The organism is Spongiivirga sp. MCCC 1A20706 (assembly GCF_046524175.1).
Taxonomy (GTDB): domain Bacteria; phylum Bacteroidota; class Bacteroidia; order Flavobacteriales; family Flavobacteriaceae; genus Spongiivirga.
The window spans coordinates 569,161-594,159 of sequence record NZ_JBEFZF010000001.1; the positions used below are offsets into that span (position 1 = coordinate 569,161).

At 36.2% G+C, this 24,999-nt stretch carries 22 protein-coding genes; 12 read left to right on the forward strand and 10 right to left on the reverse strand.

Features of this window, described 5'->3' with window-relative positions; translation table 11 throughout:
• The first annotated feature begins 89 nt into the window (after positions 1–89).
• Positions 90–2,744 (forward strand): hypothetical protein, encoded by a 2,655-nt coding sequence (locus ABN763_RS02630; protein ID WP_410483858.1) that lies wholly within the window; start codon positions 90–92, stop codon positions 2,742–2,744.
• Between the two features lie 210 nt (positions 2,745–2,954).
• Here ABN763_RS02630 and ABN763_RS02635 read toward each other — a convergent pair whose 3' ends face one another.
• Positions 2,955–3,551: an outer membrane beta-barrel protein gene (locus tag ABN763_RS02635; RefSeq protein WP_410483859.1), complete on the reverse strand. Its 597-nt coding sequence runs from the start codon at positions 3,549–3,551 to the stop codon at positions 2,955–2,957.
• 346 nt (positions 3,552–3,897) lie between these two features.
• On the opposite strand from ABN763_RS02635, the gene ABN763_RS02640 reads away from it, so the two are divergent.
• From ABN763_RS02640 to ABN763_RS02650, 3 genes are read left to right on the forward strand one after another with little or no spacing between them, the layout of a single operon-like run.
• Positions 3,898–4,977 (forward strand): methyltransferase domain-containing protein, encoded by a 1,080-nt coding sequence (locus ABN763_RS02640; protein ID WP_410483860.1) that lies wholly within the window; start codon positions 3,898–3,900, stop codon positions 4,975–4,977.
• 4 nt (positions 4,978–4,981) lie between these two features.
• On the forward strand, positions 4,982–5,800 hold the full coding sequence (locus tag ABN763_RS02645) for an aldo/keto reductase (protein ID WP_410483861.1): 819 nt from the start codon (positions 4,982–4,984) through the stop codon (positions 5,798–5,800).
• Positions 5,801–5,855: 55 nt separating this feature from the next.
• Positions 5,856–6,308, forward strand: coding sequence for a nuclear transport factor 2 family protein (locus ABN763_RS02650; protein ID WP_410483862.1), 453 nt, complete (start codon positions 5,856–5,858; stop codon positions 6,306–6,308).
• 16 nt (positions 6,309–6,324) lie between these two features.
• Here ABN763_RS02650 and ABN763_RS02655 read toward each other — a convergent pair whose 3' ends face one another.
• The 3 genes from ABN763_RS02655 to ABN763_RS02665 are packed head-to-tail and all read right to left on the reverse strand — an operon-like array spanning position 6,325 to position 9,122.
• Positions 6,325–7,875 carry a hypothetical protein gene (locus ABN763_RS02655; RefSeq protein ID WP_410483863.1) on the reverse strand — a complete coding sequence of 517 codons (1,551 nt, stop codon included), beginning with the start codon at positions 7,873–7,875 and terminating at the stop codon, positions 6,325–6,327.
• Between the two features lies 1 nt (position 7,876).
• Positions 7,877–8,788 carry an ATP-binding cassette domain-containing protein gene (locus ABN763_RS02660; RefSeq protein ID WP_410483864.1) on the reverse strand — a complete coding sequence of 304 codons (912 nt, stop codon included), beginning with the start codon at positions 8,786–8,788 and terminating at the stop codon, positions 7,877–7,879.
• Positions 8,745–9,122: a hypothetical protein gene (locus ABN763_RS02665; protein ID WP_410483865.1), complete on the reverse strand. Its 378-nt coding sequence runs from the start codon at positions 9,120–9,122 to the stop codon at positions 8,745–8,747. The genes ABN763_RS02660 and ABN763_RS02665 overlap by 44 nt, the downstream gene beginning before the upstream one ends.
• A 213-nt stretch (positions 9,123–9,335) precedes the next feature.
• On the opposite strand from ABN763_RS02665, the gene ABN763_RS02670 reads away from it, so the two are divergent.
• Together ABN763_RS02670 and ABN763_RS02675 are read left to right on the forward strand one after the other, a co-directional pair.
• Positions 9,336–10,313, forward strand: a complete 978-nt coding sequence (locus ABN763_RS02670) for a sensor histidine kinase (protein WP_410483866.1) — start codon at positions 9,336–9,338, stop codon at positions 10,311–10,313.
• A gap of 1 nt (position 10,314) precedes the next feature.
• Positions 10,315–11,013 carry a LytR/AlgR family response regulator transcription factor gene (locus ABN763_RS02675; RefSeq protein WP_410483867.1) on the forward strand — a complete coding sequence of 233 codons (699 nt, stop codon included), beginning with the start codon at positions 10,315–10,317 and terminating at the stop codon, positions 11,011–11,013.
• Positions 11,014–11,096: 83 nt separating this feature from the next.
• Here ABN763_RS02675 and ABN763_RS02680 read toward each other — a convergent pair whose 3' ends face one another.
• The 4 genes from ABN763_RS02680 to ABN763_RS02695 form a co-directional block, all read right to left on the reverse strand.
• Positions 11,097–12,140, reverse strand: coding sequence for an alpha/beta fold hydrolase (locus tag ABN763_RS02680; RefSeq protein WP_410483868.1), 1,044 nt, complete (start codon positions 12,138–12,140; stop codon positions 11,097–11,099).
• Positions 12,140–13,186 carry an alpha/beta fold hydrolase gene (locus ABN763_RS02685; protein WP_410483869.1) on the reverse strand — a complete coding sequence of 349 codons (1,047 nt, stop codon included), beginning with the start codon at positions 13,184–13,186 and terminating at the stop codon, positions 12,140–12,142. The genes ABN763_RS02680 and ABN763_RS02685 overlap by 1 nt, the downstream gene beginning before the upstream one ends.
• Positions 13,186–13,830 carry a hypothetical protein gene (locus tag ABN763_RS02690; protein WP_410483870.1) on the reverse strand — a complete coding sequence of 215 codons (645 nt, stop codon included), beginning with the start codon at positions 13,828–13,830 and terminating at the stop codon, positions 13,186–13,188. Before ABN763_RS02690 ends, ABN763_RS02685 begins: the two co-directional genes overlap by 1 nt.
• 297 nt (positions 13,831–14,127) lie before the next feature.
• Positions 14,128–15,219 carry a helix-turn-helix domain-containing protein gene (locus ABN763_RS02695; protein WP_410483871.1) on the reverse strand — a complete coding sequence of 364 codons (1,092 nt, stop codon included), beginning with the start codon at positions 15,217–15,219 and terminating at the stop codon, positions 14,128–14,130.
• Between the two features lie 162 nt (positions 15,220–15,381).
• Here ABN763_RS02695 and ABN763_RS02700 point away from each other — a divergent pair, with 162 nt between their 5' ends.
• Both ABN763_RS02700 and ABN763_RS02705 read left to right on the forward strand, forming a co-directional pair.
• The gene (locus ABN763_RS02700; protein WP_410483872.1) at positions 15,382–17,778 is read left to right on the forward strand and encodes a TIM-barrel domain-containing protein; all 2,397 of its coding nucleotides are present in this window, start codon (positions 15,382–15,384) and stop codon (positions 17,776–17,778) included.
• A gap of 19 nt (positions 17,779–17,797) precedes the next feature.
• Positions 17,798–18,358, forward strand: a complete 561-nt coding sequence (locus ABN763_RS02705; RefSeq protein ID WP_410483873.1) for a hypothetical protein — start codon at positions 17,798–17,800, stop codon at positions 18,356–18,358.
• Positions 18,359–18,376: 18 nt separating this feature from the next.
• Here ABN763_RS02705 and ABN763_RS02710 read toward each other — a convergent pair whose 3' ends face one another.
• On the reverse strand, positions 18,377–19,075 hold the full coding sequence (locus ABN763_RS02710) for a LytR/AlgR family response regulator transcription factor (RefSeq protein ID WP_410483874.1): 699 nt from the start codon (positions 19,073–19,075) through the stop codon (positions 18,377–18,379).
• A gap of 4 nt (positions 19,076–19,079) precedes the next feature.
• Positions 19,080–20,762 carry a histidine kinase gene (locus tag ABN763_RS02715; protein ID WP_410483875.1) on the reverse strand — a complete coding sequence of 561 codons (1,683 nt, stop codon included), beginning with the start codon at positions 20,760–20,762 and terminating at the stop codon, positions 19,080–19,082.
• A gap of 153 nt (positions 20,763–20,915) precedes the next feature.
• Here ABN763_RS02715 and ABN763_RS02720 point away from each other — a divergent pair, with 153 nt between their 5' ends.
• From ABN763_RS02720 to ABN763_RS02735, 4 genes are all read left to right on the forward strand, one after another.
• Positions 20,916–22,952, forward strand: coding sequence for a serine hydrolase (locus ABN763_RS02720; protein ID WP_410483876.1), 2,037 nt, complete (start codon positions 20,916–20,918; stop codon positions 22,950–22,952).
• A gap of 120 nt (positions 22,953–23,072) precedes the next feature.
• Positions 23,073–23,267, forward strand: a complete 195-nt coding sequence (locus ABN763_RS02725) for a hypothetical protein (protein ID WP_410483877.1) — start codon at positions 23,073–23,075, stop codon at positions 23,265–23,267.
• A gap of 185 nt (positions 23,268–23,452) precedes the next feature.
• Positions 23,453–24,316 carry an alpha/beta hydrolase gene (locus ABN763_RS02730; RefSeq protein WP_410483878.1) on the forward strand — a complete coding sequence of 288 codons (864 nt, stop codon included), beginning with the start codon at positions 23,453–23,455 and terminating at the stop codon, positions 24,314–24,316.
• Positions 24,313–24,987 (forward strand): DUF6624 domain-containing protein, encoded by a 675-nt coding sequence (locus tag ABN763_RS02735; protein WP_410483879.1) that lies wholly within the window; start codon positions 24,313–24,315, stop codon positions 24,985–24,987. Before ABN763_RS02730 ends, ABN763_RS02735 begins: the two co-directional genes overlap by 4 nt.
• Positions 24,988–24,999: the final 12 nt, after the last annotated feature.

Genomic DNA, 24,999 nt, shown 5'->3' on the forward strand with positions numbered 1-24,999 from the left:
CGCTGGGCGACGTTATATTTCATGCTTTAAAAATTAGTTACTATTTATTAATAATCCGATATAAATGATGCTGCTAAACCTTTATAGATATGTCTGAAACTGTTAAATTTCACCGTAGCCCCAACTTAACGCATAAAAGAGCTAGAGAAGAAGCGTATTATCGTGGCTGGACGCTAGCAACATCGAGCGATTTAGAACAAGCGCTTAATAACTTAAATTTTGAGCCTTTTGTTATCGGCTGGGTGAAAGAAGGGAAACTAGCGGTTCCATTGAAGACAAAATCAAGCACGCTTGATCAAGGAATTAATCTAGGAGCTATAGAATGGGAGATGGAAGCTCGAAATTCTTATAAGGAAGTTTATCCTTCTAAAGGTATTAACGAGGGCTTTTTTTATGTTGAAGGAAGACCACTGGATGAAAATGATAAACCCAATCCAGATGACTATGTCACAGAAGAATATGTTGGCGGAGGTAAAAAAGTATACACCCCGGAAGAATGGTTAGAAGAATCTAGACGACGTGATATTTTGGCTGGGCCTTTTCCTGGGCAGGCACGAACATGGAACTACGATAAATTTAATGTGTTTTTTGATGGCTGGGAAACAGAAGAGCGTGCGTTATTAGAATCAGCTGCTAAGGCCCTATTAAAAAAAGAGGAGAAACCGTATGGGGAAAGGGACATCAAATTACTTTCATTGGAAATTAAGGTTGATCCGGTAAGGAGATTTCAATATGCACCTTTCTTATTAGAAGAATTATATACCGCTTTGGCTGCAACGCAACCTACAGCCTCGCAAGCTGCATACCAACGAAGGTTTAATTATTTTACGAGTAGCAAGAAGTGGTTATACGCGAACAAATTATTAGAAGATTGGAAGACACATACCAATGCTCCGGATGCAAAGATTTCAAAACTTACCGACGGTAGTTATAAACCTCCAACATTAAGTGTTTGGAAAGAGGTCATGCATAACAGACCCAGTAAGAAAGGGTTTGTAGCTATGGATATTACTCATATGTATTTTACACCAAAAGGAAGCGAGCTTGTGGCGAAACTATTTGCCCCGACCTATGTAAAGGAATTTTCGATGTTCGAGGATAAAATTAATCTTAAATCTGCAGGAGGCAATCTTCAAGAAATACTAAAAGGTACTTTAGGAGTATCCGCATTTAGTTTAATGATGTTAGGAACAATACCCTTTATAAAGTTTAGAATAAGGGAAATAGCTAGAAATAAGCAAATAGCGAATGAAGCCGTAGCCTTTGGAGAAGATGCAGAAATAGCAAGATTACAACGAGAACTTGCGCAAGCCACTCAAGATTTGGTGTCCAGAGCGAATGATATGACCTTTGAACCACTTCCGAATGTAGTTCCCAGCGTTGACAGAACAGTTGAAGCGACAAATCGGTTAAATGAAATTATAGGCGAGATAAACGGACAAGCTGCTGAGGCAGTGAGCAGGGTGGCGACCAATCAAACAGCTAGAAACGGAGCTATCGAGTTTTTAGAAGAGTCCTATCATCTATATAATCAAGCCAAAGCAAAATTGGTAGAAGCGATAGGTGAAGCACTAGCAGAAACTTTTCCAAGAACAAATGCATTTAGATTAAATGTGTTAAAGGTACTTTCAAAATACGGACTAGATTTCATAAAGTTAAGCGAAGCAATTTCTGTAGTTGGAATATTAATTACGGCAGGACAAGTTTTGGGCGAGGAGCTAAGTGATTTAATTAGTGGCTTAGAATATGGCAAAGCTTTGCGTGAAGCTTCAGAATGGAAAAACGATAATGTATCCAAATACTTAAATCCAGACAAAGTAATTTCTAACAAAGTTATGGATGCGAGAAAGGTAGCTGTTTTGCATGAACTTATCCATTTTTCTATTTCAATTCCTGGCGAACGAGGCATTATTTCATTTGAATACCCAGAGTTGGCTACAGAATTTGGTAAGAAAAAAGGATTTCATGGTCAACAGTATTGGGATGTCAAATTTTTTAAAGTATATGATCAACCGTTTGAGCACGTGAAGAAAATGGCTGCTTCTCGAAACATGAGACTCGCTACAGAAGCTGAAGTATATGAAGCCTTATTTTATTTAAACTTGAATGGGCCTCGAGGTTATATTAGTAACGGTCAATTTGTATTACCGCTCACGATGATGTTTGCAGATCGAGGAAGAAGTATCCCGGCTGGCGTCAATAAAGGAATTACCGGCACCAATGATGGTTTTTATTACGTAGATATTAAGCCTGAACTTGGAGTTAATTATTCACCGATTGCCGCCTTACCAAACGACAGGAAACCAGATTATGAAAATGTTACGATTAAAAATGTGGCATATAATAGTTGCTTACAAAATACAGGTCCGAATAGTATAGGTTTAAACGTTCTACTCAATAACATTGCAACATGGAAGGTACTATATAAAAGTGAGTACATTTCACAAGGAAAAATCAGGATTCAGCACCTCTCATCTGGGCAATATTTAATGGCTCTTTATGATTCTGATAATGTTCAACCCAATGTCGGATTGGGACGTCCCGTAAATGATCCTACTTTTATGCTAATGGGTAATTATGGTTTTTGGATCCTGGAAGAAATACCAAATGACGAGCGACATGTATATATTAAAACAGAGGCTGGATTGTATTTGGATTACCATGATATGCAAAAGGGATTGCAATTAGTATCAAAAGACCCCAATAGTACTAGTCAACGATGGGAACTAATGGTGTACGGGTAGTAAAGGTAGGTTAAATCACTACCTAGGCTAAACAATAATCACACTTGTTTAAACCACATGCAATTGCAAGCGATGATCATATTAAAACACCAACGTTTTCATGTATTGAATAGTAAAGGAAGTAATGTCGCACCCATGAAAAGAGGGTTATGACAATCTTAATTGCACTATTAATCCGTTACTTAATAGGTCATTCTTTAGCTGTTCTTTTCAGAATATTTTGGCAATCCCCACTCCAAAAGTCACGTAGTTTAAATCCACCTCGGTTGTCATACTATTGATGGTTATATTTCTTAAAAGCGAATGATATCCTAATTGTGGGCGTAATTTCCAGTTATCGTTTAAGTTTAGTTGGAGCCCGGTCGAAACTTCCCACCCCAAGCCACGATCCGAATCGGCAATAATAGCTTCAATGATATTATTTTCAACTTCTATATGATTGTATACACCTCCTACTTTTATTAAATACGATAGCTTTCCAGAAGTTCCTAAAGGATGAATAAACTGCAGGCCAAACGAATACCCTGTTTCATTAAAATCTGTGTCTCCTGTTCCAGCAAAGGAGTTATTGTCAGAATTAAAAACATTATACCCCCAACCTACGTAAGCTCCTAAATGTTCTATAAAATTGTAGCTAACCGTAAATTCAAGTCCAAACCCATTGTTGAGGGTAGCATCTCCTAAATCCTGTGTTGAGAAATTAGCACTTGGTCTTAGCGCTAAAGACCATTTCTCTTGGGCATACGCGTACGAAGCAGTAAAAAATAATACTGTAATGATCAGCAATTTCTTTCTTACCTTTTTCATATTGAACAGATTTACAATGGTAATGCTAAAAGTAGGCTCGTACTTTGGTTTAGAAAATGATCTTAGTCAGCGTTGATTTGAATAATTGTAATGTGTTATCCTAAAACCCCTTTTGTTATTGCAAAATTGCACTTAAGTGGGGTAGCGTTTAACAGGAGTGATTATCGTATCATGATTTGTAAAAAGTGTTTTTAGTACCTTTTAGTATAGATTTAACGTTGCTCTCGCGGTCCTGAATACTATTCAATAAAAAAATGAATTATTTTCATGCCACCGATTAGTTTTTTTCACCTGGATAAGCCATCATTCATTTCCTTGTAAATTAACTTCGCTTAAAAATCATCACGTGGGCCAAATAGAAATAAGACACCTAAAACTTATTATTGCCATTGAAGAGGTTGGTACCCTAAAGGAGGCTGCAAAAAGACTATTTTTAACTCCATCTGCCTTAAGTCATCAGCTTAAAGAGTTGGAGTCGAGACTTAATACACGCATTTTTTATAGAGAAAAAGGCAAATTGCTGTTTACACCATCAGGAAAAGAATTGAGAGACGCTAGTAAGGACATCTTGAGTCGTCTTGATAAGGCTGATACGGTAATTCAAGAACTTAATCTAGAGCGATCCCAACGGTATATACATGGTTATTCAATGGAAGAAGCGAGCCGTTTGCAAGATCAAGCGAATTCAATTGCTGAAATATTACACTATGACTCAAAATGGAACGAAGGTTCTACGATATTAGAAGCTGGTTGTGGTGTTGGGGCGCAAACAAGAACCATCGCTACTATGAATCCTACCTGTAACTTTGTCTCCGTTGATATTTCAAAGTCCTCCTTAAAACTAGCCCGAGAGACCATTAACAAAAACAATATTAAAAATGTAGAAATACAGTTAGCTGATATTTTTGAACTACCCTATGCTAACAATTACTTCGATCATATTTTTGTTTGTTTTATTCTGGAGCATCTTTCCAACCCATTAGCAGCGCTTAAAGAACTAAAAAGAGTACTAAAAAAAGACGGGACCATTACGGTGATTGAAGGAGATCACGGATCAACATTTTTTCATCCGGACAGTGACGACGCTAGAAAAGCAATTAACGCACAAGTAATATTACAAGCCGAAACAGGAGGGAATGCCAACATCGGTAGAGAACTATATCCACTTTTATCAACATCAGATTTTAGGTCTATTAAAGTGTCTCCGAGACAAGTGTATGTAGATGATTCGAAACCAGAACTTTTAGAAAGCTTCATAAAGAATACATTTACCGCTATGATTAAAGGCATTTCTGAAGAAGTTGTATCTAAAAAACGTATGAACCAAATGAGTTTTGAAAAAGGAATCGCTGATTTATATAAAACTGCTGAGGGTGGTGGTACTTTTTCTTACACTTTTTTTAAGGCAGTAGGAGTTAAAAAATAGCCCAATGGAACATCGAATATTCAAACTAAATAATGGAGTAAAGATGCCTTCAATTGGATTGGGGGTTCTTTTTGCCAAAAACAATGGCGAAGTAGAAAATGCTGTTGCAACGGCATTGCGACATGGATATCGAAAAATAGATACGGCTTCCGGTTATGGCAATGAGGAAGGAGTTGGACAAGGGATAAAAGACAGTGGCATTGCAAGAGATGAAATATTTTTAACCACCAAAGTATGGAACACTGAACAAGGCTATGATGCGACATTACTATCGTTTGAACAAAGTCTGCAGCGACTTCAAACTGACTATATTGATCTTTATTTGATTCATTGGCCAGTAAGGAGCAAGTATAAAGAAACCTACAGAGCCTTAGAAAAACTGTATGCCGAGGGACGTGTAAAAGCTATTGGGGTTTGTAACTTTAGTATCCAGCAATTAGAAGATTTAATGGCCAATTTTCACACCGTACCGTCGCTGAATCAGGTAGAAATGCATCCACATTTAAATCAAAATGAATTACTAGCATTTTCAAAAAAGCACCATATTCAGTTAGAGGCATGGCGTCCGATTATGATGGGGGAAGTTCTGAAAATCCCTGAATTAATTGAAATTGGAAAATTGCATTCAAAATCTCCTGTGCAGGTAGCATTACGATGGTTAATGCAGCGGGGAGTATCTGCCATTCCAAAATCAGTAAATACCAGAAGGATTACTGAAAACTTCGAGATATTTGATTTTGAGCTTAGCAAAAAGCACATGGATGCTATCGATGCGCTGAATCGGAATAGAAGATTAGGCGAAGATTTATCACATATAGAGTAGCACCCTTGACATAGGAATTGTCATTAATTTTAATAACTACAAAACACGCTTACAAATGAAACATATATCACTAAAAGTCTTGGTAACTTTTTTGCTTTTTACAACAGTTGTCTGTGCACAAACAACCAAAGATACGCTAGCTATCAAACAAGTTGCATTAGATTATATTGAATCGCAGCACAATGTTCAGCCTGAACAGTTTGCACGCGCTGCACATCCAAGAATGGTGAAACGCACTTTTTGGTCGAATAAAATTACTGGCAAAGAATATTTGAGAGAAACGTTTACCGACGCGATGATTTTACTTTCCGAAACCTATAACACAGAAAAAGATAAGTTTCCTGAAAACCCTAAAAAGGAGGTAATCATTCTTGACATTTTTGATAAAGTTGCTTCCGTAAAACTCATTGCCGATGATTGGATTGATTATATGCATATTGTAAAACTGAATGGAAAATGGCAACTGGTTAATGTACTATGGCAATTCAATGATGCTGATAAGCATTAAGAAAATGGCCTAAAAATCAGTCATGCAATTGATGCTTTCTGCTAAAAAAACCGATTGCTCCTAAAAGCAGTATAGTAATTACAAGTGTATATGTATATAGCGAATCATGCTCATACCCACCAAAATAATCCAACTGCGGTATTCCATTAATATTGGCATAGGTTAGTATAAAAAAGAATACTTCAAATAGCTTTTTTCCTTTGGTGAGCATACCAAATAAGGAAGCTAATAAAACAATACCAACAGCACCTAATAATACCACACCTGTGGCAGTCATATTTCCTGTAGTCATGAGTCTAAACGCTAATGGAGATGCTAGACATATTAATAATACAATTGCTGAACTGAGTTGAGAAAAGAATACTCTACGCATTGGCTGATAAGAAGCAAAAGCAAAATAATGTACATTATGGGTCAACTCTTTCGTACTAATGTCGGATAAGCGATATACTTGTAAAAACCATAAAATCGGCAATATGACTTTGTGGGCTAAATCCAAAGGAAGTACGGCCAGCAATACCATTCCTGTTATATTCAGTAACCACAACCATTTTTTACCTTTTCTAAGCAGCATTGCAAACTCTATTTTCAAAAGTTTTGTGATTCCATAATTGGTGGTGGCTATGGGTATGTTTGAAAGTACGATGGCTTTTCCATTTCCCTCTTGTATTGCACTCGTATTTTTTGGTTTTTTATTAGACACCCTTTCCCGTAAATTAAAACGATGGAATAGGGGACCAAATCCAGCGATTAGACCAATACCGATCAATAGGATGAGTACTCTACTGATCACAAAGGATGCAGGGAAATCCAACCCATTAAATTCAAAGGTTGACGCCTTTTTGGTATTTCCTAGGACATAGCCGATATTCAGGTCTACACTATCGTCACTATGAATTAGAGTTCTAACGGTTTGTTCCAGCTCATGCATCACGATTTTACTACCAAAAACATCGAGAGAAAATTCTAGATTAGATTTTGGACTAAACGCCATCAAAACACAAAACAGCACAAAAAAGGCCAACTGCTGTAGGATCATGTATTTTTTGAAAATTACTTCAAAGACTACAGCCGTCACCGCTATGAAAAACATAGCGGGAATGGTAATGAATATATAAGGAGTTATAAATTGAATCAATTCAAAAGAAGAACCATCATTATATAAGAAAAAGAGCACGATACTCATTGCAAACACAATACCTACAATGGACAGTAACAGCAAAAAATTACTCAGCCCTTTCGCTAATAAATAGTGAACATTTGAAATAGGAGTGGAGGCTATAATATGTCCCACTTTGGTGTCAATATCTTTCTTGATACCACTATTCACCAGGTAATACCCAAAAAGCGACAGGAATATACTAGTCATAATGGCCGTGACATATCCAAACCAAGCGGAGTTATACGTTCCTACATGGTCAGCAATGCGAATGGTCGAGTAGCTAGCATTCGGTTCTGGTACAAAAGTATAGGCAATCGCTACACTGGCACAAAGTGTAATTAAAAATGCATAGCTTCGGGTACGTTGTAAATAATCCCCTTTAACAATGGTAAAAAATGAGTTCATATTAGTTGTTTTTGGTAAGGTATAGGTAGGCATCTTCCAGGTTTGGTGCTTGCACAACGGCATTTTCTATTTGCTTATCTGCGATATACCGCAAGTGTATTTTTCCATTTTTTCTGGCGCTACTGATGACGGTATGTATTTTCGAAAAATTGAGAACCGCTTCTTTTTCTAATGTGATTTCAAAGACTTTCCCTGTTACTCGATCAATGATGTCTTCCGGGCTGCCATACGACAGTAAAGTCCCATTTTTCATGACTGCTACCTGATCTGCAATCGTATCAATGTCGGATACAATATGGGAAGACAGGATCACAATGCAATCATTTGCCAAGTCAGAAATCAAGTTTCTAAAGCGTACCCGTTCTTCAGGATCTAATCCTACGGTAGGCTCATCAAAAATGACAATTTTAGGATTATTCAATAAGGTCTGGGCAATACCTACACGCTGTTTCATTCCACCAGAATAACTCCCAATGGGTTTCTTTGCCACCGCTAGTAGATTCAAACCTTCGAGTAACTCTAGAATTCTTGGTTTTAAATTTTTACCACCTAAGCCTTTAAGAGCCGCCATATAGGTCAGGAACTCCACCGCATTCAAATTAGGATAGACTCCGAAATCCTGCGGTAAGAAGCCTAACTGCTTGCGCATATAATTAGGGTCCTTTACGATATTGTTCTTGTTTAAACTAATAATGCCTGTGGTCGGCTTATTAACGGTAGCAATCATTCGCAACAAAGTTGACTTTCCTGCGCCGTTAGGTCCTAGTAAGCCAAGAATGCCTTTTTCAATGCTGATTGAAAAATCTCGCAATCCAAAGGCATTCTTATTATATCGTTTCGATACGTTTTGAAGTTCTAATTGCATGGTACTACTTTTTTTCTTCGACCCTTTTAAGAATGGTCTCGTATCCATTTTGAGAGTAGTGTAGTCCATTCGTATTACCAGCAATCAACGATAAATCGACACCTCGTGTTGGTTCGCAAAGTGTGGAGTCATTTTTTTGAATCAGGATGTCATTTGAGAACTCAGTAATGATGTACATCTTTTCTTCTTTTTGTACGATTTGCAGTTCGAAGTCACCTTCTACCAATAAAAAAGTACCGATGGCATCTTTAAATTTTTCTGTTTCAATAGTGGTTTTTGCTTTTTCCTGATTGGCATTCGCTTCTGCATTTTCTGTTTGACCAAATACCATAGCTTGTATACATAGAAAAGCTACTAGTGTAATGTGTTGTAAAGTTTTCATATCTATATGTTTTTAACTATTTGATTCAAAACTCAACCATTTCTGCGGCAGCTAAAAAAAAGAATGATCAATGGCTTCTAAAAAATGATATTAGATCGATTGCCCTATAATCATGAAAAACGGTACATTCAAATTGAAATGGTGCGCTTTTATCATTAAAAATTAAAGAAAAGCAGGTTAGATGCTATTTTTGAGTAGCTAATTGAATAAAGAATGTCGAAACTAGATTCGTGGATAGATAACAAAATAATACAGAATGCCTTTATCTGGTTTGTGCTGTTTTTAATACTGGCCGCTACCATTCAAGCTGATGATAGCATTTTGGTTTCCTTCTACATTATCTTATTATTAGCGCCGACCGTTTATATAAACAATCTGTATATCCTACCGTTCTTAAGAAAAAAATTTCCTGTCTTTATCAGTTTGTTTTTACTAAACACGACTGTGTTCACCATCATTTCAGTATTCATTATAAAATCTTCATTAGGGCAAACATTGGAGCTGAGTATGTTCGTAAACTTTTTTGGCATTTTATTATTAGCACTTGCTTTTGCCTCTGCCATGAAAATAGCGCGAGATAGCTTTGTACTCCGTCAACAAGAAAAGGAAGCGGAATTGAAGCTTTTAAAAGCGCAGTTAAATCCACATTTCTTATTTAATACGCTCAATAATTTGTATGGTTTGTCTGTAGTGAAATCTGATAAATTACCTAATTTGATGTTAAAGCTATCCGATTTGTTACGCTACAGTTTATATGAGACCAAAGAAACCTATGTTCCTCTAGAAAAAGAACTTAGTTATTTGAAAAACTATATGGATTTAGAAAAAATCAGACTGGAAGATAAAACTGAAATTGTATTTGAAAATAGGGTGAGTGACAGCACCATCAAAATAGCCCCTATGTTATTGATTGTTTTCGTCGAAAATGCATTTAAACACTTGGACATTGATCATGAAAGAAGCCAGGTTTATGTTGCTGTTTCAGCCAAAGATGGACAACTCGTTTTTAAGTCTCATAATACATTCAATATGAACGCCAAACAAAATGATCATTACCTAGAAAAGGGCAGAAGTGGAATTGGATTGCAGAATGTAAAAAAGCGATTAGCTTTAATGTATCCTAATAAACACCAACTTAGCATACTTGAGACTGGGGGGCGCTATGAAGTTGAATTAATACTAGATTTATAGCATGAAAGTACTACAATGCATCATTGCAGATGATGAGCCGATAGCCCGTCAGATACTCGAAAATTATATGGAGTCGATTCCAAATTTAGCATTGGTATCTTCTTGCAAAAATGCATTTGAAGTGATGGAAGTATTACAAGATAAGCCTATTGATCTTTTGTTTCTAGATATCAATATGCCAAAACTTACTGGATTAAGTTTACTAAAAACCTTACAGCAAAAACCAAGTGTTATTATCACCACTGCTTACCCTGAGTATGCTGTCGAAGGCTTCGAACTGTCGGTAACTGATTATCTATTAAAACCTTTTTCGTTTGAGCGTTTTTTACAGGCGGTTAATAAAGTGCAGCAAAAACCAAACCTTGCAATAAATCCCATTTCAGAGGACAAGGAAGAGGTAAATAAATCGATATTTGTAAAGAGCGACAAGAAGATCATTAAGCTTGATTATGATGCTATTACCCATATTGAAGCTTATGGGAATTACATTAAAATTTATGCTGAAAACAAGGTATTGGCTCCGCAAACCTTATCTGATTTTCTATTGAAATTACCCGATAATTTTCTGAGAATTCATAAGTCTTATGCCATTAATTTCGACCAATTAAAGCTTATAGATGGCAATCAGGTAGTACTACAAAACGATAGCAAACTACCCATTGGGAAGTCCTATAGAAAAGCTGTTTTGGATAGGATATAAATGAAACGTATATCACTAAAAGAGAGATCTCTACTGCGCTCGACCTGATCTTGTTATTCAAAAATTTATCTCAAGATCGTGTACTATTTATTCCGATTCATAAACTCCAACACGGTATCCGTAAACAACAAAGGTTCGTGTTCCATAGGGGAATGTCCAGAACGTTCAAAAATAAAGAGCTCCTTATCGGTTGATCCAATATTTTCAAAGGCCGTGACACCAAGTGATGGTGGTACTACCATATCATATTTACCCCAGAGTAACAGGGTGGGAATCGTGATTTCTGAAATTTGATCGTTTAGATTAAAGTCACCAAAATAATCTTGTTCAATGGACTGTATTTGGTAAATATTCCATAAGGCAGTCAGCAAGTTATAATCAAAAAAGACGTCACTCTGATTGGTAGGTCGATTGATGACACCGTCTGCTTCTAGTTTTTCTTGAGCAAAACCAGCCTCGGAATTTAACTTATTAAAGTCTTCTTGATTTCTAGTCGTATTGTCGACTTCACTTACAAGTTGTTTGACCGATTCCCAATAAGCAACGCTATTTCCTAGTGCTATTTGTTCATCAGCTACACGTACATGATTTTCAATATTGGCAAAATAAACCCCGTAAGGATGATTAGAACCACCAACTTCAATCCAACCTAAAAAGTCCTCTTGGCTTTTTAAAAGAGCAGCAGTCCCTACGGTGCCGCCATAACTATGTCCCATTAAAAAGAAACGTGAATCCTGACCGTATTTGGCTTTTAATACATTTTTTAAGGCTATAATATCCTCGCCAAGAAGCTCGATAGAAACATCTTCTTCAGCATAACTACCCTGCGCCATTCCAGCACCTCGTTGATCAAAATAAACAACGGCATAATTGGGTTCAATGCGATTTATAAAACTGGGATAACGCATTCCCAAGCCAAGTCCGCCGGGGCCACCATGCAAGGTGATTAAAAATATCTTGTTTGTTGCGTTACCATGAATATGGGCCGGCATATCGGCATTTTTATGGCGTACGTAAATGGTTTCACTTAAATTATTCAGACTATCATCATTTGAACAAGAACTATAGCAGATGACAACAAATAGTAGGATCAACGTTGCTATATATGTTGAACTCAGCTTTTTCATTATTTATGAGTATTCATAAAACGCAATACTTCAGCAGCAAAACGCTCGGTTTCACTAGAGCCGGGAGAATGACCAGATTGTTCAAATATGAGTAATTCTTTTACTTCTGAGCCATTGTTTTCAAATGCTCTTTGAGAAGAAGCTAGGGGTACTATCATATCATACCGCCCTGAAATGTACAATGAAGGAATGGTAATTTCCGAAAGTTGATCGGTAAAATCCACCGTTTGAAATAGCTTTTGATCATATATTAGTATGTCCGCAATCCGATCACTATTCCAGATTGCAGTTAAGATGTTATATTGAAAAATCACCTTATTACTTTCATCTGAAGCGCCATCAGGTTCATTTATAAAACCATCATCCTGTAATCGTTCCTCTAAGTCAAACGCTTTACTATTAAGTTCTAAGAAATCATCTATGTTTGACTCAGCATCTACTTCTGCAACAAGTTCTAAAACAGATTCCCAGAAATCAACGCTGTTCCCCAAGGCAATTTGTTCATTTGCCGTATTTGTAAATGTTTCTTTATATAAGTCATATAATCCTGCAGGATTATTAGCGCCGTCAACTTCAATCCATCCGGCAAAGTCACTTTGATCTTTTACTAGAGTGGCAGTTCCTAGTGTGCCGCCCCAGCTATGTCCGAGTAAGAAAAATTTAGAGTCACTACCATACTTGCGTTTTAACACCTTAACCAAGGCCAGTACATCCTCTGCCATCAAATCAACACTAATATCTTCTGCATCATAGCTGCCTTGTGACATTCCAGAGCCACGCTGATCGAAATAGACAACACCATATTGCTTTTCAATGGCATCTAAGGCATTACCTGTCAATTCCAAACCGATACCTCCGGGTCCGCCGTTTAAGGTCACTAAAAAGACTTTTTCAGAGGCATTTCCTCTAATGTAAGCCGGCATGTCTGCATTTTTATGACGCACAAAAATGGTTTCGTTCAGGTCATTTAGATTGTCTTCATTAGCACAAGAAGCAAGACTTAAAATTGCAATTAGCCCAACTGTTAATAGGTATATTTTTTTCATTATTTCTTGTTATTAAAATTAAACCGGAAACCATATTGCAATGAAAAGGTCGGGAGTGTGCCGGCGTTGTAGTTAAAGCGCGGACTATAGTTAATATTAAAGTAACTTCCTGAACGTACTTTTCCTTTACGCTGTTTTCCTATTCCAACAGATAGGGAAGGAGCGTAGTACCCTCGTCCGGGTAAAAACACCTTGTCTACATTATCGCCATTCACTTCAAAAGTCTCCGGTAAAAAGGAGCGGTAATACCCTAGTGGATTCAATTCAATACTAAATTGTTTTCCTTTTTTATTGGTACGACGCCATGTGATTCCGAAATTGGCGAAAGCTCCGGTATCTGTTTTGGATGCAAAATTGGTGGCAAATCCTAAATTTCCATTCAATAAAAACTGATGTGTATTGGTTCTTTGACTGCCCCTCCGTTCTTTTGTTTTATCATATTCTTTCCAGACATATTCTGCACCAATGGTTAATCCGTTACTCCAAAAAATAGTGCCTGAGTATCCTATTCTAAATTCGGTTCTGTCGAAAAAGGATGTAGATAGCTCCCTTTTTTGAATTCCTTTGTTTTCTTGATTTTGTCCATATCCTATGTCAAAGAAGAAAAGGATGAATACAGTAAGTGCGAGTAATTTTTGTTTCATATAGATTGTTTAGTGCCGTAAAACTATGTGGTAAATGTTCATGAAAATCTTAAGGTGATGGTAATAAAACGATAAAACTCTCACAAAAAAATAGGCTGACGTCGACTACATTTTATGATTGTTTGTTAAAGAGGAGTCAATAAATAGCGGTGATGATAAAGTGTACCTTGAGGTACTAGTATGTGTGCATTTCATTAAAACTCTTTTTCTATTTCTGAAAATAAAAGTATCGATATCAAAAAATACAACGCGTAAAAAAACAGCGGGAGAGGTGCTAAAAAAGTAACGGTATACAAATTAGGACGTTTGTTTACCCTTTCTATATGCTCCTGGTGAGATTCCCATATGGGTTCTAAAGGTACTATAAAAAGCACTCTTAGATTTAAACCCGGCTTCCAAGCCTATCGACTCAACAGAGTATTTGTTAAACACAGGATTGTGTAAGAGATTTTTAGCAGCATCAATTCGGTATTCATTAACAAATTGGCTCAAGCTTTTATTCATTTCCTGATTTAATATTTGGGACAGGTACACTTCACTAGTCCCTAGGCGAGTTGCTAGCTCGCTCCGACTTAAAAGAGGATTTTTATATAACTCCTCTTCATCCATTAACGCATAGAGTTGTGCACTGATTTTAGAAACGGTGGTTTCGTTTACTTTCTTTTTTGGTCTTGTATTAATGCTTCCTTGTGCAACAAGATAATCGTGTAGTTCGTTTTTTTGAATTGCTACCTGTAACTTGAAAATCCCATTATACAAAACCCACCATGAAAAAAGGGAAACTATGATTAGTAGAAAATCGATAATATGATCAGAATCGAAAAGATAAAACTCTATTTTAGATACAAGCCAGATTAAAATAAGGCAGAAAATATAAAAGTTGAATCTCAATAACCATCGTTTTTCCATTTTAGAAACGGCAGAACTCTTTTTTATTAATATTCTTCCCCAAAAAATAAGAATCACATTGAAAAGAAATGATGTGCTATCCTTAAGATAATATATCAGGGTATCGAAATGCTCACTATAAAAACCAAAAATGGAACTTGTGATAAAATAACATTCAATACCTACAGAAAGTATAAATGGAGCATACAACCATTTAAACCATTTTTTTGTTAAGTACTCATGCTTTATTTGAATAAGAAAATATGTGAACAAGGTAGCCGCAAACAGAAATTCTAATGTAATATTTAGAATAAACTCAAAGACGAAATTGTCTAGATCAAACCATCCTGCAAACGTAATAGTTGATTGCAAAAATAGAGAGGCGGCAAGATATTTATTAGCACGCCCTTTATAAAAAGTAACTGTTAGTAACGCAATACCAATGAAGTATCCTATAATACTACCCGCAATTATTGCGAAGTCAAATATTGTTTTAATCAATAGTTGTACAAATTTAGTCCACTAAAATAGCCGCCACGCATAGATACTATTTTATATATGATAACAACAAATACTTTAAGATATTTTTATAGTTGTATTGACTTTTTATTTATGTTCTAACTTTAGTTTAAATTTAAGGTTTAACACTACGACACGTCTTTTATGCAGCGACTAACATATCTTTATTTGTTACTGTTTTTAGTACTTTTTCTAAGCGCCTGTACTAATAAAACTTACAAAATTCAAGGTAATAGTATTTTAATTTCCAATACTGAAGGTATCAAACTTCGACTGATACCTTATGGTAATAAAATGATCAGAGTCCAATATGCGCAGTTCGACGAGGAGTTTTTTCCAAATGATCATTATGAAATGGTCGCTTCTCATGATTTTGATGGGGGGCTTACTATTAAGGAAACTAAGAACACTTATGAAGTAGGGATGGTTGGTCAAGAAAACTTACAACTATTCATAGATAAAGAAAACTTAACGCTCGATTATCATTATTTAGGGCAATCAATATTAAGAGAAAAGCCAGGTTCTATTGATAATGCAGACGACTTGATCCGATCATTTGTTAGCGACCCTAACGAGCATTTTACAGGTTTAGGACATAGTTATTATGGTCGAGAAGCAAGTATTGATCTCAAAGGAAAAAAACATGCCAGAAACTATGGGAGTGATTCACATGAACAAGCACCTTTAATTGTACCCTTCTTTATGTCGAGTAAAGGGTATGGTATATTTTTGAATAGTACTTTTGAGAATTACTTCAATTTTGGTGAAGATGGAGCATATGAATTTGGAATTAAAACTTCTGGTTTTGAAGGACAAATGGATTATTTTTTCATTCTTGGTCCAAGCCTGAAGGAAGTATTACAAGAATATGTCTCCCTAACAGGCAAGCCACGTTTACCCCAAAAATCTATATTTGGTCTTCAGCTTTCGGATAAAGGACATGATCATAATTCGGCAACACCATCCAATGAAACCTGGTGGCGAGGTAAAATACAGGCCCATAAAGCAGCGGGGTTTCCTTTAGATCACATTGTCAATGATAATAGGTGGCGTGCAGGCGGAGGAAAGCGATGCGAATCTTTTATTGAGTGGGACAGGGGAAGATACCCAAATCCTACTGACTATAAAAAATGGACAGACGAGCAGGGACTTAGCATGACGATCGATTTTAATAGGTGTATTGGACAGTTTAGTGAAGGATGGAAACCAGAGTTTAATATTCCTGTTACAGATGGGATCAATTTTAAGGAAAGTGCTCCTGACTTAACCAATGCTGAATTTAGAAATTGGTTTTGGAATATTTTTTACAAAAAATCACTAGATCCAACCCTAAAATATCCAGGTGACGCTCTTTGGATAGATGAGTTTGATGAAATGGGGAAGGCACCGAAAGATATGGTTTTAGCCAATGGAAGAAGCTCCGCTGAAATGCGAAACTATTGGTTCTTCTTAATTGCAAAAGCATTAGTGAAGGATGGTTGGGATAAACAGATTGGAGTAGAGAAGCGCCCCTATGTCTGGGTACGCGGCATGACTGCAGGTGCGCAGCGATACGCAACCCTTTGGAGTGGTGATATATATCCTACTTACGAGGATATGAAATTTCAAATACGGTCTATGCAACTGGCGGGGTTATCTGGCTTTCCATTCTGGGGGCATGATGCAGGAGGGTTTTATGATTGGGATAAGAATACAGGACCCGACGAACAACTATATCAGCAATGGGCCATGGCAATGGGTGCTTTTTCTCCCATATGGAAACCACATGGTATGGGTGCTTCGCGATGGCCCTTAGACAGATCGAAGGAATCACAAGCAGTGGCTCGAAAATACAGTGATTTGCGCTATGGCTTGATGCCATACACCTATTCAAATGCTTATTTGGCTCATGAAAAAGGAGTGCCCATGGTTCAACCTATGATTTTGGACTATGGTGATAATGAACAGGCATGGAATCGAGATCTTCAATATTTATGGGGTGAAAACATGTTAATTACTCCAAATATATCCAATTCTAACTTCGTTGATGTATGGTTACCAAAAGGAGGATGGTACAACTATTGGAATGATGAATATCATGAAAAAGAAGAACAATTGTCATTCAAAATAGTAGATAATGCGTATCCTATTTTTATAAAAGCAGGAGCCATTATACCAACAATCGCACCTTCAACTAGTATTGCCAGTGCTAATAATTCAGAATTGATGATACACGTTTATGCTGGCGCCAATGGTAGTTTTACGCTGTATGAAGATGATGGTATAAGTGAAAAATACCAAACCAATGAAGAATTGCGAAGAACACTTATGCAGTATGATAATACCCTAAAAAAATTGACTATAGAAAAGGCTAATGGTAATTTTGAAGGGGCAAGTATTTCTAGAGATTATACAATTGTTTTTCATGGGATAAAAAAAGCTCTCGAGGTAAAAGTCAATGGTCAGGCGGCTACGAGTATCTTTGATGAGGGAGCTCATACACTTACTATTGGCTTAGGTAATATGTCTATTAAGGAAAATATCACAGTTTTAATATATTAAAATACTAAATAGGTAGTTTATGAAAAAGATAGTTTTACTTCTAGTTTCTCTTTATTTCATGGTAGGTTGTACGGACGCAAAATTGAATCATCAAGATACTATTACGGCCTATTATAATGCTAGGAATAAATTAGACTTTAATGAATTGAAAACACTTGTGAATGATAGTATCACCATTATTTCAGGAGATTATGTTATGCCTTACAATACGAAGGGTTTTTATGAAGTCTTTAAATGGGATTCGATATTCAAGCCCTCTTACAAATTAGTGGAACTAGAAGAAAAGAGCAATCAGGTCATTGCCAATGTCAAAATAAATTCGGTTCGTAATACGTTTTTGAAAAATAGCGATATGACATGTCAATATAGAATCAGTTTTAGCTCAGGAAAAATTTCAAAAATAGAAGAATTGAACTGCACCAATGTTGATTGGAATACTTGGCGACAAGGAGTAGATTCATTAACCTCTTGGATAAAGAAACACCATCCGGAACTTGATGGCTTTATTAATGATATGACCATGAATGGGGCTGAAAACTACCTGAAAGCTATCGAGTTATACCAAGCCAATGTTGACTGAACCGTTTTTGAGATTAGATTACAACCACTTCGATTTGAGGTCCTTATATTTTGTTCTTCCAATAGGTATAAGCTGTCCATTTTTTAGCTCGGCGATATATTTGCTGCCAGATTCTACTATAATTTCCTTTATTTCAGACATTTTAACCAGATACGATTTGTGAATACGTTCAAAACTAGGCGATAACAGCTGTTCTAGTTTTTCGAGCGATTTATCATGTAACTCTTTTCTTTTATTTGTCATAAAGAGCTCCGTATAGGCACCGGCGCCTTTTATGTAAGTTACTTCTTCAATAGCTATTAGCTGTACTTTATGCCGCTTTTTCACAGCTAAAAACTTAACTATGTTGGGTCCTGTTTTTTCTTTTGAACCTGCTCTCATTAAAGCTTGGTCTAACCGGGTACTATTAAAAGGTTTTGGCACAAAATCGAGCACTCCATATTCAAAAGCAGTAATTGCTTGCTCTTTATAAGCTGAAATAATTATTGTATGAAACGATTCAGAAACAGCTGCAGTAAGTAGATCAAAACCATTTTCACCATTAAGGTTTAAATCCAAAAGAACGAGATCCAATTCATTATTCCCGATAAATTTCATTGCCTCATGCAGCGTGTTTGTATGATTTATTACTCGTAAGCTGTCCCCAAAAAAGGCACGAGTCATTCGTTCTATTCTCTTAGCTATCCTTGATTCATCTTCAACAATTAAAATCTTCATCTCTTTACAAATAAATTTTTATGGTGTTCTTCCATCCATGATGTACAGGTTCTGAGGTAAATTCCCATTGTTCATGATAACTCTCCGTGAGACGTGCCTTGATATATTTAAGTCCAGTACCTTCTTTCATATTGTTTGTTGCTTCTCTTGCAGAAGTTGCAAACGTTAAAAACGTAAAGCATTTAAAATCACTATTTGACTCGAATCCTAGCTTAAATCTTATGCTATTATCCTCTAGAGGCAAGCTATGCGTGATTCCATTTTCCAACAGCGTATGAAGAATTCCCGGTGGTATTTTTTCTTCGGGATCTATGCCTTCTTCCTCCCAAGAATAGTTAACCTCTTTTCTATATTCCATAATCTTTAAATGCGAACGACAAAGTTCTATTTCCTGAGTAATTGGTATTAATGTCTGGTTCTCAATCTGATTAAAAAGATCAAATTCTTTGGCTAATGCCTCTATGAACAAAACTCCTTTCTTTGGGGATTCTTCCACCCAATCTATTAATGAGGTCAAGGTGTTCATCAGAAAATGAGGTTGAATATTCTTTTTTAGTAATTCTAATCTCAGGCGCGTAGATTGAACTAGTGAATTTTCATAGGCCAAGCGTTGTTCTTTAATTCTAAGCGAAAGTAAATACAGCATGCTCAAAAGAATAAGGCTAAAACCTGCAAAAAGGCTGACAGTAAATGAAACCGAGTAACGTATGCCCACGCAAATAAGAAGGGTAAGCAAAACTAAAAGAGCTCCTTTGGCTTTTTTATATACTCCAAATATCGCTATCCCAGCAGAAAACACCCATAAACTCACCACCATATTATAAGCTGTGAAATTGAAAGAATGGTGTTTAAAGATGAATATGTATAATAAAATTCCAACATAAATACCTAAAAAAAGCTTCCGTTTAGGATAGGGAAACTGCATAGAAAAATAGAGTGGAATTAAAAAAGAAATACCAAACATTAAACTGGTAATAACCTCTAGTCTTATCACATGGAGACTGTAATGGATTGGCACGGTGGTCCTAATAAACTGGGTCATTGTCAAGGCAAAAAAGAAAAAACAACTAATGCTAAAAACAAGCATCGGATACTCTTTTTTGTTTCCTAAAAAAAGAAAGAAAAAATAGAAAGAGGCGATCAGAAAGGCTCCGGCAAAAAGGTGTATATAGGAAGTTTCGATTAATTGGCTGGTCAATAGATCATCATAATAATTGATATCCATAGCCCAAATACCAACGTGATCTGGAAAATGATAGAGACTTGATCGTATTGCTAATACATGTTCTCCTTTTGTGGTCAGATGTTCTGGGATACTAAACGTCGCCCATAGTTTACCTTCCGGTTCAAGTATGGCTTCTTGTCCCGGATTCCCATTTCTCCCGATCAAAGTGCCATCCCAAAAAACCTCATATTCACCGTATACTTCTAGCTGAATACCATAGGGTTGAAAAGTTTCTGGGGCTTTTAAAATATCAATCTCAGTCCTTGACCAGAAAATCAGTCCGTCAGGCACCCAATCAATTTTTTTTACCCAGTCTTGATTATTCCATTTTTTTGCTGCCCATTCTTGTTGATCACCTATTTTGAATACAGTTTCATACTTCTTGAAAATGGGAGATTCTTGAGTGCATGAACTCACAAATAACAATACTAAAAGAAAACAAGGTAAAGATCTCAAATTCATTTAATGAGGTTTTCTAACGCAAACTAACCATTATAAAATGGCTTCTTAGAGCAGTTTATTAGGGTATAGAGCAGTTGGCAAAATTTAGATTGAATTCATCAAAGAAAAATACATCTTTTGTAAGGTACAAAAACACATTCAACCCAATATTCAATGAAAACTAAAAATTTAAAGCAAATAAATGTCCTATTCGTATTGACTCTAATATCGGTCAATGCATATTGCCAGAATGGGCAACTATCTGAGTCAACTTCCAGTACAATTGCTTATTCATCAACTGAATCGGGTACTATAGAAATTCATCAAATAAATGCTAATGGTAAATCAACTATAAAAAGCACCAACGAGAAAGGTGGTTATTTGGCTTGGTCTCCTGACGGAAAACATTTTGCTTTTTATTACAAATATGATGACAAAAAAACATGGTCTATTCACACAATGAACAGGGATGGTACTAATAGGAAACGATTAACTCATGAAAAAAATAAATGGGATAATTCACCAACATGGTCGCCCGATGGAAAGAAAATAGTCTTTTCTAGAGCTTATAAGGACACAGACAAAAATTGGAAGAAAGAACTTTGGATTATGAATTCTGATGGCAGCCAACAAACTCAACTCAAATCACTTAATGGTGGTGGTCCTTATTTTACTCCTGAAGGTAAAATAGTCTTTCACTCTGAATTCAAAGACAAAAAAAATGAGATAAGTATATCAGATATTGATGGTAAGAATATCATTCATTTAACAGACAATGAAGCTGAAGATTGGCACCCTGAGGTTTCACCCGATGGCAAGCAAATAGCTTTTATGTCAGACAGAGATGGGAACCATGAGATTTATGTGATGAATATTGATGGTTCTAATCAAAAAAGATTGACAAATAACGATTTTGATGATTGGTATCCATCATGGTCTCCTGATGGTTCTCAACTAATTTTTTCATCAACTAGGAATGGAGAAAAAAGTATTTATATAATGAACATTGATGGTGGCGAAGTCAGAAAGTTAATACCGAATGCTACAAGTCCCGCATGGTTAAAAATCAAAACACAACGAAGCGATAGTAGCTTAGCTGATACAGCAGTTAAAGAATACGTAAATTCTTTCCGCGATATTTCTATTCTTAAAGAAGCTATTGTTCATGCATCTCCAAAAAATAGAAGTGATGGTATTCCTGTAGGTAAATTAGGTATTGATGGAGGAGATAAAGCGATGATTCTTAAGTTGTCTCAGGAGATAGCCGATAGTAAAGATAGTATCTTTGACAGCTTTCTTATTGCTCATAATGGCAGGCTCTTGTTTGAATCATACTTTAGACGTGGTCGCATCAATATGCCTCATCCACAAGCGTCAGCCACTAAGACGTATACCGGCTTAGCATTTGCACGGGCCATCCAGCTAGGATATCTAACTATGGAAGATTTAGACAAGCCTTTAGTAAGCTTTCTTAAAGATCTTGATTCCACAAAATTTGTTGATGGTGTAGAAAAGATCACCTTGAACCATGCACTAACTTCGCGAACAGGTATTCGAATAAGTAAAGAGCAGAAAGAAAAAATCGAAGAAACTCCAAGCTTATTAAAAGGCCAAGGTGAAGTTCAAGCCTTGCTCGAACATAGTACACCGATTACTGAAAAGTCCCAAAATTTTAAATATGGAGACGGTGTTGGTTTAATAATGCAAGTTATAGAAGCTGTTGTTCCAGGTTCTGCTAAAGACTTTATTAAAAATGAACTTTTCAATAAAATAGGCATTACAAATTACATCTGGTTGACTGATGAACTTAATGGTCTTCCCGCTGCCGGATGGAGATCGAGCATATCATCAAGAGATATGATGAAGTTGGGAATATTGGCGATGAATAAGGGTAAATGGAATGGCGAACAGCTAATTCCGGAAGCCTTTATTACCAGAGCAATTAGTAGAGTCGTCAATGTTGGGGATGATGATGTCTTTGGCGGTGGAAAAGATGTCTCTAATCAGGGATATGGTTATTTCTGGTGGAATGCAGATTTAAAAGTTGGTGATAAAAGCTATTTCAGCGCGTCTGCTCAGGGTGGTGGTAGTCAGTACATCATTTTAATTGAAGAGCTTAATCTGATTGTTGTTTTTACAGGGCATAACAATCATGGTAATGGGGCCTTGCAAATAACTGCAGAGCATATCCTGCCGGCATTTATAAAGTAATAAATTGTCATAAGAAAATCTAAATGATGGAAAGAACAAACTTCATTTTAATAGCTGTGGGTATGCTTTTTTTTGTATGCCTGCAATTCCAAAAAAAATCAAACAGCAGGCAATGACCAAATGTCAATAGAAGAACTTTATCTTGGACAAAGTCCTCCGGATGAAACGCCTGTTGTTTTTGCTCCCCAAGTAGTTACCACAGCAGGTTGGAAATATGGCGGTGTGTTCACTCCAGACCTAAAAGAATTTTATTTCATCAGAGAAGTTGGAGATAGTACGGAAAATAAAAAAGGAATCTGTTGTTTTTCAATATAAAAATAATCGATGGCAAGAGTCCGTTATATCGCCAAGGGTTGGACAGCCTTTCATCTCACCTGATGGTAAGTGCCTCTTTTTTAATAGGAATATGGGCTCAGGCGACTTCGAAAATATTGACATATTTTCGGTGGATGCTTAGATTATAGAAACACTAAGACCGTACTAAAACCAAAAGGACAATTATGAAAATCACCTATTTACCAATACTCACTATTTTCTTATCGCTTAGCACGGTTTTTGCTCAAAACAATCCTTTGAAAACTGATTCGACCGCTATAGAAAAGTCTTATCTAGAATTACCAAAAATCCAGGTAGTTCCTATAAAAGATAGGCAAGCTAATAGACAATACGAACTGTATATTAAACTACCTGAAGGATACTCGAAGAACAACGACAAACAATATCCGGTAATTTATTTTACCGATGCTATGTGGCATATCGAAATCTTATCAGGTGCTGCAGAATACATTTTAGAAGATGCTCTTTTGGTTGGAATTTCCTGGCAAAAAGACAACGATATCAATTTAATGAATGAGGTAGGCGAACATGTAAGTAGATTTCGAGATTACTCCGTAAGCGAACACCATAAATCCGAAATTCAAGCAAAATATCATTTAGGACAAGCCAAAAATCATCTAAGTTTTATTCGAAATGATGTAATCAAGTATGTAGAAAGTAATTATCACGTTGCCTCAAACAACCGTACTTATTTTGGGTACTCTCTTGGAGGAGAATTTGGTGCATATATATTACTCACACAGCCTGATACCTTTAAAAATTACATTCTTGGTAGTCCGACCATTAATAAAGACACACCATTTCTTTCGGATAACAAACATAAAAGCTTAAATTCCAACCTTTTTATTTCTTATGGTACTTTAGAAAAAGAGCTGAACAATTTTGAAGAATTGATTTGTTTATTTCGATCAAGAAACGATAAAAGTCTAATTTTAAAACACGAAACTATCGAGGGTAATCATCAAACAGCATTTCCCATGACTGGAGTTCGCAGTATACATTGGTTATCCAGCATTTTAAAAGAATGAAATACGCTTTGTTATTATTAGTATTCGTTATTATAGGCTGTTCCAAAAAAAAAACAGTTGATTTACAAGATAATTACAAATCTACTAACGAATATCTCATCGCATTTTTAGATACCATATATAGAACGGAGCAAGAACCTATTAGATTAAGGGATTCTCTTGCAGCAATATTTGGTATGGAATCGGAGAAGCGAAAAATTCAAAATGAAATTTATAAAAAGAATCACATTATAAACGAGGTAAAAATCAAAGATTTACTCTCTACGCATGGTTGGCCGTCAAAAGATAGTATTGGAGAACAGGGTAGTCTTACTATCTGTAATGTCCTTCAGCATTCAAGCCCAGAGGTTCGGGTAGCGTATCTTCCAATGATGCGAGAGGCAGTGATAAATAAAAAACTCGATCCAAGATTTTTGGTTAGGGCAGAAGATAGAATTGCCACTGACCGCGGAGATCTTCAAATTTATGGAGGCCAAATAAAATATTATAAAGAAACTAAAAGCTTTGATGTTTGGCCAGTATATGATCCTGTGAATATTGATAAGAGAAGAGCCGAAATAGGTTTAGGTCCAATTGCAGAGCATTTAAAAAATAGGTTTAATCTAGAATGGGATATTGAAAAGCAAATCAAAAGATCCGAAGAATTTGAAAAAAACAAGAATAAAGAATAGTACTAATTCATG

What these genes read in the sequence shown, in the direction of transcription:
- ABN763_RS02630 (WP_410483858.1), top strand. Translation starts at nt 90, where the DNA reads ATGTCTGAAACTGTTAAATTTCACCGTAGCCCCAACTTAACGCATAAA.
- ABN763_RS02635 (WP_410483859.1), bottom strand. Translation starts at nt 3,551, where the DNA reads ATGAAAAAGGTAAGAAAGAAATTGCTGATCATTACAGTATTATTTTTT.
- ABN763_RS02645 (WP_410483861.1), top strand. Translation starts at nt 4,982, where the DNA reads ATGGAACATCGAATATTCAAACTAAATAATGGAGTAAAGATGCCTTCA.
- ABN763_RS02650 (WP_410483862.1), top strand. Translation starts at nt 5,856, where the DNA reads ATGAAACATATATCACTAAAAGTCTTGGTAACTTTTTTGCTTTTTACA.
- ABN763_RS02655 (WP_410483863.1), bottom strand. Translation starts at nt 7,875, where the DNA reads ATGAACTCATTTTTTACCATTGTTAAAGGGGATTATTTACAACGTACC.
- ABN763_RS02660 (WP_410483864.1), bottom strand. Translation starts at nt 8,788, where the DNA reads ATGGATACGAGACCATTCTTAAAAGGGTCGAAGAAAAAAAGTAGTACC.
- ABN763_RS02665 (WP_410483865.1), bottom strand. Translation starts at nt 9,122, where the DNA reads ATGAAAACTTTACAACACATTACACTAGTAGCTTTTCTATGTATACAA.
- ABN763_RS02670 (WP_410483866.1), top strand. Translation starts at nt 9,336, where the DNA reads ATGTCGAAACTAGATTCGTGGATAGATAACAAAATAATACAGAATGCC.
- ABN763_RS02675 (WP_410483867.1), top strand. Translation starts at nt 10,315, where the DNA reads ATGAAAGTACTACAATGCATCATTGCAGATGATGAGCCGATAGCCCGT.
- ABN763_RS02680 (WP_410483868.1), bottom strand. Translation starts at nt 12,140, where the DNA reads ATGAAAAAGCTGAGTTCAACATATATAGCAACGTTGATCCTACTATTT.
- ABN763_RS02685 (WP_410483869.1), bottom strand. Translation starts at nt 13,186, where the DNA reads ATGAAAAAAATATACCTATTAACAGTTGGGCTAATTGCAATTTTAAGT.
- ABN763_RS02690 (WP_410483870.1), bottom strand. Translation starts at nt 13,830, where the DNA reads ATGAAACAAAAATTACTCGCACTTACTGTATTCATCCTTTTCTTCTTT.
- ABN763_RS02700 (WP_410483872.1), top strand. Translation starts at nt 15,382, where the DNA reads ATGCAGCGACTAACATATCTTTATTTGTTACTGTTTTTAGTACTTTTT.
- ABN763_RS02705 (WP_410483873.1), top strand. Translation starts at nt 17,798, where the DNA reads ATGAAAAAGATAGTTTTACTTCTAGTTTCTCTTTATTTCATGGTAGGT.
- ABN763_RS02710 (WP_410483874.1), bottom strand. Translation starts at nt 19,075, where the DNA reads ATGAAGATTTTAATTGTTGAAGATGAATCAAGGATAGCTAAGAGAATA.
- ABN763_RS02715 (WP_410483875.1), bottom strand. Translation starts at nt 20,762, where the DNA reads ATGAATTTGAGATCTTTACCTTGTTTTCTTTTAGTATTGTTATTTGTG.
- ABN763_RS02720 (WP_410483876.1), top strand. Translation starts at nt 20,916, where the DNA reads ATGAAAACTAAAAATTTAAAGCAAATAAATGTCCTATTCGTATTGACT.
- ABN763_RS02725 (WP_410483877.1), top strand. Translation starts at nt 23,073, where the DNA reads ATGTCAATAGAAGAACTTTATCTTGGACAAAGTCCTCCGGATGAAACG.
- ABN763_RS02730 (WP_410483878.1), top strand. Translation starts at nt 23,453, where the DNA reads ATGAAAATCACCTATTTACCAATACTCACTATTTTCTTATCGCTTAGC.
- ABN763_RS02735 (WP_410483879.1), top strand. Translation starts at nt 24,313, where the DNA reads ATGAAATACGCTTTGTTATTATTAGTATTCGTTATTATAGGCTGTTCC.